Genomic DNA, 10,794 nt, shown 5'->3' with positions numbered 1-10,794 from the left:
GTTCTAGAGACGAGATCGGGCTGCAGACCAACAGCAATGGGCGCAGACAGCTATCAAAAATATAGCGATCCGGTCGGCCGGATGGCATGATGATCGGCACCGACGGGGCAGTGAACAGGCCCTGCCGGTGACAAGACACCCGTTACCGGCTTGCACGTAGAACAAACGATCTACACAAATAGCGAGTCGTGTACCCGAAAACCGTCGCAAAATGTCTGCCTGATGAATGCACCTCCCGCTGAACAAGACCTGCCCATGATCCATGTCGCCATCGTCGAGGACGATCCGGGCTTTCGCGGAGCGCTGAGCCGCGTGGTGCAAGGCGCTTCTGACATGCGCCTGGTGGGCGCGGCAGGTACCCGTGCCGAAGGCTTGCAGATGCTGATGCAGCCGCCGGCCGATGTGCTGCTGGTTGATTTAGGCCTGCCCGATGGCTCTGGCATCGACGTGATCCGCGCGGCTTCCCGACAGTGGCCGGCATGCAGCATCATGGTGAGCACCAATTTTGGCGACGAGACGCATGTGATGCAGTCGATTGAGTCCGGCGCTGCCGGCTACCTGCTGAAAGACAGCTCACCGCTGAAGATGGCGGCAGAGATCCGCAGCCTGGCCAGCGGCGGCAGCCCGATCAGCCCCATCATCGCCCGGCAGGTGCTGGCGCGCTTTCGCCGCAGCACCGCAGCCGGCGCCGGCACGACGCCCGCCGATATCGACGCGTCATCGCTGCTGTCGGCACGTGAAAAAGAAGTGCTGGACTACATCACCAAAGGCTTCACTGCGGTGGAAATCGCCAGGTTGATGGAGTTGTCGCACTTCACGGTGCGCACTTTTGTGCGGCGCATCTACAGCAAACTCAAGGTGACCTCCAAGGCTGAAGCAATCTACGAAGCCAGGAACCAGGGCATTTTGGCGCAGTAGTTGCCCGCGCGAATGCCCTTTCATCACCACCGCCTCTCGCGCCTCTTGCGCCCCTTGCGCTTTTCGCCCCGTGCGGCCGTAGCGCTGCTGGCAGCAGCTGCGGTGCTGACGGGTCTTGTCGCCTGTGACTCTGCAGGCACCCGCGAGGGTGGTTCCCCCAACGCAGCGGCCCTGCATCTCACCCAGGCTGACTGGCAGGTGCAAACCGATGCGGGCTTCACCTCGCCACCGCTCACCCTCGACGGCCAAATCCTGCTGGACCGCTGGCAACCCGTTACGCTGCCGCATGCCCTGCCCATAGCGTTGCTGGGACAGGCCCGGGCTGCAGCATCCGCCGGCGTGGCCCCCGTCACACGCACCAGCTGGTTTCGACTGACCGTGCCGCAGGCCCCGGCATCGTCCACGCCGCTGGCGCTGTATGCGGCCCGCGTGCGCACCGACGGCACCCTCGCGGTGTATGCCGACGGTCACCTGGTACACACCGCACAGCAGCAAGGCCCGTTATGGAACAGCCCGCACACGCCGCTGTGGGTGCTGCTGGAGAAATCACCCGATGGCCGGCCGCCGCACGAGATCACGCTGCGCATCGAGCACACGGCTGCGACGCAGGTGGCGCTGTCATCACTGTGGCTGGGCCCGGTGGATGCCATCAGCTGGCGCTACCGCGGCCGCCAATGGCTGCAGCAGGAATTGCCGGGCATGTTCAGCTCGGCTTTCCTCGCGGTCGGCATCTTCGCCTTGCTGGTGTGGTTGCGGCGCCGGCATGAGCCGGGCTATCTGCTGTTTTTTGTGCTGGCGGTCATGTCCTTCGTGCGGGGCCTGCATTTTTATGTGAGCTTCCCGATTGCCAACGACTGGTTTGCCTGGTTCACCGTCAACTCGCTGTTCTGGCTGGTCACGGTGGTGCACTTTTCAATCGGCCTGCTGCACCGGCGCCAGCAACTGTGGCTGACGCGGGCACTGATCACCGCGTCCGTGCTGATGGCCCTGCTGACCCTGCCCCTGTGGTCGGCCCTGCCCAACACGCCGAGGACCACACCAGTGCTGTATGTGGTGGCCGCACTGATGGGCGTGAGCGTCAGCGTGGCGGGCGTCATCAACGCCTGGGGGCGCTCTCGCAGCGCCATGGTGGTGGCCATCGGGACGGTGCTGGCCACGCTCTTTAGCGCGACCGACTGGCTGGTACAGAACAATTTCATCAGCCCCGAAAGCTGGTATATGGGCCCGCATACCAACGCGATCACCTTCAGCGTCTTCGGTTATGTGATGTACCGCCGTTACACCGGCGCCATTGCGGAAGTCGAGCAGGTCAACGCCAGCCTGGCCGAGCGCCTGCGGGCGCGTGAAGCCGAACTTGAAGCCAGCCACCGCAGCCTGCGCGAGATCGCCCAGCAGCAGATGCTGAGCGATGAACGCCAGCGCATGATGCAGGACATGCACGACGGCCTGGGCTCGACGCTGATCAGCGCCATCCGCTCCATCGAAGTCGGCGGCATGAGTGACGAACGCGTGACGCAGACCCTCAAGGACTGCATGGACGACCTGAAGCTCGCCATCGACTCGATGGAGCCGGTGGAGGCCGACCTGTTGCTGCTGCTGGCCACACTGCGTTTCCGGCTCGAACCCCGGCTGGAAGGCACCGGCGTCACGCTGCTGTGGGAAGTGCAGGTACTCCCCACGCTGGACTGGCTGAACCCTTCCAGCGCGCTGCACATCCTGCGCATCATCCAGGAAAGCGTGGCCAACATCCTGCGCCATACGCATGCGACCGAGATCCGCTTTAGCACTGCCATCGAAGGCGCCGGGGTGCAGGTCATCATCGAAGACAACGGCCAGGGCTTTGATGTCGACCAAGCCTTTGGCGACGCCGCGGGGAAAGGCCTGCAAAACCAGCGGCGCCGCGCGCAAACCATTGACGGCACGGTCAACTGGCAATCGGGGCCGGCGGGCACGCGCTTTACCTTGTGGCTTCCATTGGCCCCCACAGTCACTCACTCCGTGTAGTTCCTTGCCCCCCGAGGGGGCCGCCCGCCTGTGGCCCGGCAAAGCCGGTTCCACGGCTCATGCTGGTTGAAGAGTTCTGGGCGCATAAACGGGGGTCGCGGGACTGGCTTTGCCAGACCGCAGGCGCCGCCCCCTGAGAACAGGCTACACGAAGTGAGGCTGGACGGGGGTGGGCTTATTCCTCGTTCGTATTTCCGGCTTCGGCAGCGGCGGCTTTCAGGGCGTCACTGGGGTCCGCACCACCACCCTGCGCGCCGCCACCGTCACCTGAAGCGCCAAGGCTCGCGATGTTCCGCAGCGCGCTCAGATAAGCGTCGCTTGCCGGGCTGCCGCCTGGCACTACCGGCACCGGCGCAGGCGCTGCTACCGGGTTGATGGTCAGCACGCCGTCGACATAGGCCAGCGCGTAGTTGCCGGCACTGTAGCCCCCGGGCGTAATGGCGTAGCTGCCCATAGCGCTCGCGCCTTGCGAACTGCCGCCGTAGGTCAGCGCGCCGCCCAGCACGACCGCCGTTTCGCCGCCCACAAAGCCGCTGAAACTCACGCCGTTTCCGCCGGTATAGGCTGCGGCGCCCACGGTCCGGTTGTCATTGTTGGCCGTGATGCTCAGGTTGGCCTTGTTGATGTCGGCCGTCGCCGTGACGGGCGCCGCCGCCAGCTGGTAGTTGCTGGCCAGGCCGCCCGCGCCGTTGGCCAGGCCGTAAGTGGCGGTCACGGTCTTGCCGTTGGCGGCATTCGCGTCGGAGAAGCTGGCACCCGTGGAATTCAGGGTCAATAGCTCGCCGTAGGCCAGGCCCGTCAGGGTGCCGACGTTGCCGAGGGTCGCTGTTGCGCTGCCATCGTAGGTTTTGTTGTTGGCCGCCATGCCCGTCACGCTCACCGTGGCTTTGCCCACCGTCAGGGTGCCGTTGGTGTACGCAATGCCGTAGCCCAGGGCTGAAGCCAGCGTGCCCTGGGTGATGGCATGCGTGCCTGCGGAGGCCGCGGAACCCGTCGGCGCTGCCAGCAGGCCGGCCAGCGCGGTTGCGGCCGTGTCGCCGGCCACCAGCCCGGAATTCAGCGTGTAAGTCAGGCCCGGGTCGGCCGCGCCATAGACCTTGGCCTGGTTGTCACCCGTGATGGTGAGCACCGGCGTCACGCTGTATACCATGCGGTTGCCGCTGAGCGAAGTCATGGAAGCATCGGTGGGCGCATTGGCCGCATAAGTGCGGCTAAAGGCGTTGCCGGTAGAGGCCAAGCCGCCCATGGTGTTGGCCGTCGGATCGGTTGAATACACCAGGAAGCGGCCCGCGCCCGGGTTCAGCGGTGTGGCGCCAGCGTTGTTGATGAAGTTGCGCCCGGCGGCCAGCACCAGCGAGTCGTTCGCCGCGCTGCCTGAGGTGACCGCATTGTTCAGCGTGATGTCGCCCGCCGCGCCGGTGGCGCGCACCAGCACCTTGCCGCTGGCGGTCAACCCTGCCGTGTTGACGGTACCGATGGCCAGCGCGCCGGCCTGCGAATAACTGACGTTGCCGGTGTTGCCGGCCAGCGTGGTCACCGCGTTGCCTGCATTGTTCAGCGTATGGCTGCCGGTGCCCAGCAGTTCCAGGCCCGTGGCAGTGATGGCCGCGCTCTGGGTGCTGGTACCGGCGGTGTTCAGCGTGAGTTCGCTGGCCGTCAGCGCGCCGTTGACGGCAATATTGCCGCCGGTCGTGATCAGCTTGAGCTTGTCCTGGCTGTTGCCGAACGCGCCGCCCACCGTAATGCCGGCATTCGAAGCCAGGCTGACGGTCTGGGCGGAACCCGCGTTGGTGCTCACGCTGAAGTTGCTGGTGTCGATGGCATTGGCGGCGGTGATGGTGATGTCGCCGGCTGCGCCCGTGGTGCTCAGCGCCTGCGCACCGCTCACATTGGTACCCAGCGCGATGCCGTTTTGTGAGGAAGCAGTCAGAGACGTCCCTGAGATGTTGTTCGCCGCGCCGTTGGCGTCGGTGATGGCGCCGGCCGCGGCGCTGAGGCTGACCGAGCTGCTCGACACCGTCTTGACCGCCAGGTTACCGGTCGTGGCCGTGACATTGACGCTGCCCGCCGCGAAGATGTTTTCCAGCGTGCCGCCGTTGGCCAGGCTCAGGTTGACCTGCGAGGCGCCGCCTGCCGCCACCGCAGTGACGGACGCAGCGGAAATACCCACCGCACCGGCGGGGCTGGTGCCTACACTGCCTGCGCCGCCGTCGAGGTAGACCGAGCCGCCCGCCGAATTGCTGATGTGCGGAGCCGCGCCGCTGGCCACAATGCCCTGCGAGCCTTTGACGCGCACCGCCGCTGTGCCGGCGGTGGTACCCGTGGCCGTGCCGCTGCTGGTGATGCCGCTTGACGCCAGCGTGACCGTGCCGATGTTGTCGACGTCAATGCGGCCGGTGCCGGTATTGGTGAGGGACGTGAGTGTGGTGTTGATGCCGTTGCGCAGCACGATATCGCCCGCGCCGCTATTGGTCGCCGTAAAGGCGCCGATCTGGTTGGCAGCCAGGTTGAGATTGACGCCACCCACACCGCTGCCGGTGAAGCTGCTGGCCACAATGGCCTGGGTCTGCGCGATGGCGCCGTTCAGGTTGGTGAGCGTGGTGGCGTTGCTGCCCGAGTTGATGCCTGTGTACCCGTCAACCGTACCAACCGTGAGCGGCGCAGCCTTGCTGCTGGTGGCGGCGAATGCGCCGGTGGTAGAGCGCCCGCTGATCTCGTCGATCTGGTTGCCGGCGTTGGTCAGGGTCACGGAGGAGCCTACCGCGTTGAGCTTGCCAACACTGATGGCCCCCGTCTGGCTGATGGTGCTGGCATTGAGCAAACTGATGACCGGCAAGGGTCCCGGTGCGGCAGTTATGGCACCACCAATCTCAATGCCGCCCGTGCTCGTCAGGGTACCGATCTGCAACACCCCCGCCGTGATGTTGTTGATCTCAGTGGTACTCAAATTCAGTGTTACGGCTTCAATACCCCCCACCGGTGACGAGAGCGTGATCTCCCGGTTGGTGCTAAAGGGCGCAATCACCACACGGCCGGCCCCTGCATTGACCGTACTGTCAATCTGGACCCGGTTGCCAATAATCTGGATTTCACCGCCACCGCTGGTGACCGTCGTACCGCTGAGATTGACATCACGGGAAGCCACAGGCGCAGGCGCAGGCACGCCGGAGCCACGCAAAACGATGTTCGCGCCATTGGAGTTGATGGTGCCGCCCTCCATGACCAAGCCGGAGCCTCCGACGATAGATCCCCCGTCGAGGGTGCCCGTGATGTCCATTGCACCGGTGGAGCTGACAATGGGGCTGACGCCACCAATGCTGACGGTGATGGATGTGCCGACGACGCTGGTGGCAGTGGTCGCGGAGCTGGTGGTGCCCACAATGGTCAAACCACCCGTGCCCGCGAGCAGCTCCGCCGCCCCATCGATCAGCACACCCTTGCCTGCGCTACCGCCCACCGTAGCCGAGCCCGTAAGCGTGATTTTTTTGCTGGCGCCGGACTGCACCTTGCCGCTGACATGCAGGCCCGTACCATCAAGGATGGAATGATTGGTTAGCGTGCCAGTGAGCGCAACGTCTCCACCGGTGCTGGAAACTTCCGCCCCGCCGGCCAACTGCAGGCCTTTGCTGGTGGCCAGCGAACTGCTGCCGACCCGGCCCGTGATGCTGATGTTGCCGGCGCCGGTAACTTTCGCGCCCGAATCCAGGCGCACGCCACGTGACACTTGCGGTAAACCGGAAGGCCAGCCCGCATCGCCCGAAATGGTGATGACTCCGTTGCCTGCGGTGATGTTGGAATTGGTGACGACCACGCCGCCCGCCGAGCCGCCGGTGGCGCTGGCGCCGCCGCTCGTCAGGTTGCCGTTGATGGTGATGTTGCCTGTGCCGGTGGTAGTAACGTTCGATTGGGTAGCGCCGTTGTTCACGATCTCCACCGAATGCGTCGCGCTGGCGCCAGCCGCGCTAAGCACAACGTTGCCGCCGGCCGCGCTGACCGTGCTGCCCAGCACCTGGATGCTGCCGTTGGCCGCCGCCAGGCTGACGTTGGCGCCGCTTGCGCTGTTCTGTATGCCATCGCCCTGCCCCAGGTCTGTCACCACCAGCGTACCTGTACCGGCATGCGACAGCGCAATATGGCCGCTGCCTGAATTGATGGCGCTCAGGCGCGCCGCATCGATGGCTGCCGCACCACCGGTGCCGTTGCCTATGCCGCCCGCTGCCGTCAGCATCAGGTCGCCCGTGCGCAGCGTGGCGCCGGTCTGCACGTTGATGGCGCCGCCCGAATTGACACTCAAGCTGGTCAGCGCCGTGGTGGCACCCACCGACGCATTGAAATTGGTGGGCCCGGCGCTCGTGGTGCTCAGCGCGTTCGCGCCGTCGACCGTGTTGGCGAATGTGATGCCACCGGCGGTGCTGACCAGGCTGACGGTGCCGGCAACCGTTACCGCGCTGTTGAAAGTTTGCGCGCCGCCCGTCTGCAGCGTACCGCCGAACAGGTTGATGCCCCCGCCCGCCGTCAGCGCGAGGCCGCCACTGAAGGTTTGCGTGCCCAGGTTGATGGCTCCGACGTCCCTGATCAGTGTCAGGATGCCGGAGTAGGTGGGCGTGGTGGGAAAGGCAAAACCGCTGCCATAACGGAAGGCCATGTCTCTGACGCTGCCGCTGCCATTGACCGTCACGCCACCGCCGAAGGTATTGGCCGAAGTGCCCAGCAACACGTCCTTGCTGGTGCCGTTGAGCGTGAACGTGGAGGCGCCCGTCACGTTCAATGCACCGGCTTGCGAAATGGAGCCGGTGCTGGAAGTCGCCGTCAGGCTGCCGCCCACGGTGGATGGGCCCAGCACCAGATCGTTCACATTCCGGATGGTCACGGCGTTGTTGCCGGAATTATTGAGCCCGACCGCGCCCGTGAAATTGTTGCCCGCGTTGCTCAGGTCTATCGCGCTGGCGCCGCCGTTGATGGTCACCGCGCCCGCGCCGGCGGCCTGCGTGATCGCGCCCGTCTGCGCGATGTTGTTGCCGCTCAGGCTCAGCGTGCCGCTGCCGACCGACACAGTGCCCAGGGTCAGCGCACCGCCCGCGTTGTTGATCGCGACGTTGTTCACGCCCAGGTTGCTGACGCTGACTGCGCCGTTGAAATTGTTGAGGCCGCTCAAGTTGACGCTACCCGCGCCGGCATTGACGGTCGTCGTGCCGCCCGCGACCAGGACGCCGGCGGTTTGCTGGATGGCCGCATTACTCGCGGTGAGCGCCAGGTTGCCCGTCGCCGTGAGGTTCCTGTTGATGTTCAGGCCGCTTGTTGCGGTCAGGCTGAGGTCTTTGGCGCCCAGGTCGCCGCCCAGGGAAATAGAGCCGCCCGACAAGGTCAGGTTGCCTGCGCCGGTGTTCAAGGCCCCCAGCGTCGTTAGCGTGCCACCGCCGGCCGCCAGGCTGACGTTCTGGTTGGCGCCCGTCAGGGTCAGGGCATTGAGGTTGAGGCTGCCAGTCGCGCTGACGTTCACGTCCTGGGCTGCCGTGATGGAAGCGTTGGCGATGGCTGAGGCACTCAAAAAGTCGACCTGGCCACCTCCGCCTGTCCCCAGGGCGGTCAGGTTGAGCGTGCCTATGGCATTGGAGAAGCTGTTGATGCGTATTCGGCCATTACCCGTGTTGCCCGCAGATGCGGTGAAACTGCCGCCGGGGGCACTCATGGTGGCGTTGACGGCGCCGGCATTTCCCCGGATGTTGGTACCCGCGTACAGGTCGAAGGAAGAACCCTGCCAGTCCACGCCGCTATTCATGACCACTTCACCCGTGGTGGCTTTCAGCTTCAAACTGCCGGCAAAGATTTGCCCCAGACCGTCGGTGCCGCCGATGCTGCCGCCGGCCGTCATGTCCAGCGCACCGCCGTTCAGGTTCAGGGTTCCCACGCCGGTGATATCGCCGACGGCGTTGGCCGTCACAGAAAGAGTTGTGGAAGGCCCGCCCACACCGATATTGCCGTTGAGGAGGATGTTGCGCCCGGCGGTCATGGTCATACCGGCCGCGCCTGCATTGGTTTTGGTGATGTTCGCGCCGGTATTGATGTTGATGTCGCGCTCGGCAGTCAACGTGAAGGTGTTGTTGTCCGTCCGGTTGATGGCCTGGTTGACGTGGATGTCGCCGTTGCCGCCGGCCGTGCCCATGGTCGCGGTCTGGATTTCAAAGTTGCCGCCAGTCAAAGCGGCCGCGACGGCTGCGGCCGTCATGTCGCCCCCGGCGGAGATGGTGAAATCGTTGGGGTCTATCAGCCATTTACCGGTGTTGCCGGCGGAAGCCAGCGTGGTGACCCTGGCGCTGTCGGCCACCTTCACATGCGCGGCGCTGGTTTCGACAAAGCCGCCATTGCCGCCATCGGGAGCCGAGGCATCGAGCGTGCCGCCGACATTGACCGTACCCGTCTCCATGTCACCCATCAGCAGGATGCGCCCGGCCTTGTTCTGCAGGGTTTTGGCTTCAATGACGCCGGTGTTGTTCACCGTCGCCGTGGTCAGCTGGTCCATGGCCTTGGCGGACAGCAGAACCTGGCCGCCATTCGCCTGGATCAGCAACTTGTTTTCAGCCAGCGCGTTAATGGCGCCCTGGTCAATGCTGTAGCCCAGCAAATTGCCGTTGTCCAGGTTCAGGGTGATCTTGTTGCCCGCTGCCAGCAAGGCGGTTCCCAGCATGGCCCGGATGACGCCTTCGTTGCGTACCTCGGGCGCCAGCAAGGCCACATAGCCGCCATTCGCAGCCGTCAACGTGCCCTTGTTGGTAACCTTGCCGGCGCTGCTGCCGGTGCCAGCTTGGCCGGGGTCTGTGCCAAACGTGGTGCTGCCGGCCATGAAGTCAGCATTGCTCATGGAAAGCGTCGAAGCCACGAGGCCGCCGACATTGACCTGGCTGCCCGCACCAAACAGCACGCCGTTCGGGTTGAGGATAAACACTTGGCCGTTCGCCGTCAGGCTGCCCAGGAATTCGCTCGGGCTGCTGCCGGTGATGCGATTCAGCGCGATGGCCTGCGCATTCGGCTGGTTGAACACCAGCGCCTCATTGGCCGCGGTGGAAAGATGCGTCCAGTCGATCGCCAGGCGCTGGCTGGCCTGGTTGATCGTGGTGGTGGCGCCGCTGGTGCTGACATTGCCGCTGCCCACCACCACGGTGGAATTCAGCGCATCGGCAGCATGCACCTGCAAGTTAAAGACGGACATCGCCAGCAGCATGACCACGGCAGCGCGGCACCGTTCATGCAGGACAAAAACGAGGCCCCCACGAGGGCCGGCGGAAGCAACTTCAACACCGCTGCGCGCGGAGCCGCCCCTGCTTCGGCCTTTGGCGGTTTCAGCCACGGCCACCCACAGGCCAAGCGCGGCGTTCCAGACCAGGCGATAGATGCGGTTGATGCTGGCGTGACTTTTCATGGGAGTCTTTTCGGAAGGTCAGGAAATCCGGCTACCGCCTGGGCGAGCGGGGTAACAAGGGCCCCGTGAAGGTAACCATAAGTATCCTTGAATTACCCCCGAAATGCATGGGGAAACGACTGCATGTGGCGTTTCAACACCGGCGTACCTACGCGGGTGCGGGAACCAACGATGCCCGCGCGTGTTGGAGGGGGATTTTGACGCTATGTTTTTAATAGCTGCTCGCGCACGTCCATATTGCGCTGGAGGCACTTTTTGCATTAAAGAACAGGCCGGAATTGGCTGAAAAAAACGTTTAGCGCTGTTTTCCAGCCCTGTCGGGGTGCGTAGATCCCAAAAATCCCATTTTGTTGGCAATTTTTGACCAAGAAATCACGCCTACAGGCAATACAGACGTGCGCCAGCAGCTATAAAAAACATAGCACCCCTCCAGTCACTTCCTGACTTCCTGGGTG

The 10,794-nt window shown here is 64.5% G+C and carries 3 protein-coding genes; 2 read left to right on the top strand and 1 reads right to left on the bottom strand.

Annotated elements, in window-relative coordinates:
• Positions 1 to 222 precede the first annotated feature (222 nt).
• A complete protein-coding gene (locus AC1DU8_RS08275) occupies positions 223 to 918 on the top strand; it encodes a response regulator (protein ID WP_457280515.1) in 696 nt (231 codons plus the stop codon).
• A 12-nt stretch (positions 919 to 930) separates the two neighbouring features.
• Complete coding sequence (locus AC1DU8_RS08270; RefSeq protein ID WP_457280514.1) at positions 931 to 2,922, top strand: sensor histidine kinase; 1,992 nt, start codon at positions 931 to 933, stop codon at positions 2,920 to 2,922.
• Positions 2,923 to 3,097: 175 nt separating this feature from the next.
• Here AC1DU8_RS08270 and AC1DU8_RS08265 read toward each other — a convergent pair whose 3' ends face one another.
• Positions 3,098 to 10,339 carry a two-partner secretion domain-containing protein gene (locus tag AC1DU8_RS08265; RefSeq protein ID WP_457280513.1) on the bottom strand — a complete coding sequence of 2,414 codons (7,242 nt, stop codon included), beginning with the start codon at positions 10,337 to 10,339 and terminating at the stop codon, positions 3,098 to 3,100.
• Between the last annotated feature and the right edge of the window lie 455 nt (positions 10,340 to 10,794).

It is taken from the genome of Polaromonas sp. P3_A5 (genome assembly GCF_056403055.1).
Note: the sequence above shows the minus strand (reverse complement) of the source record. Positions and strands in the feature narration are given on the sequence as shown.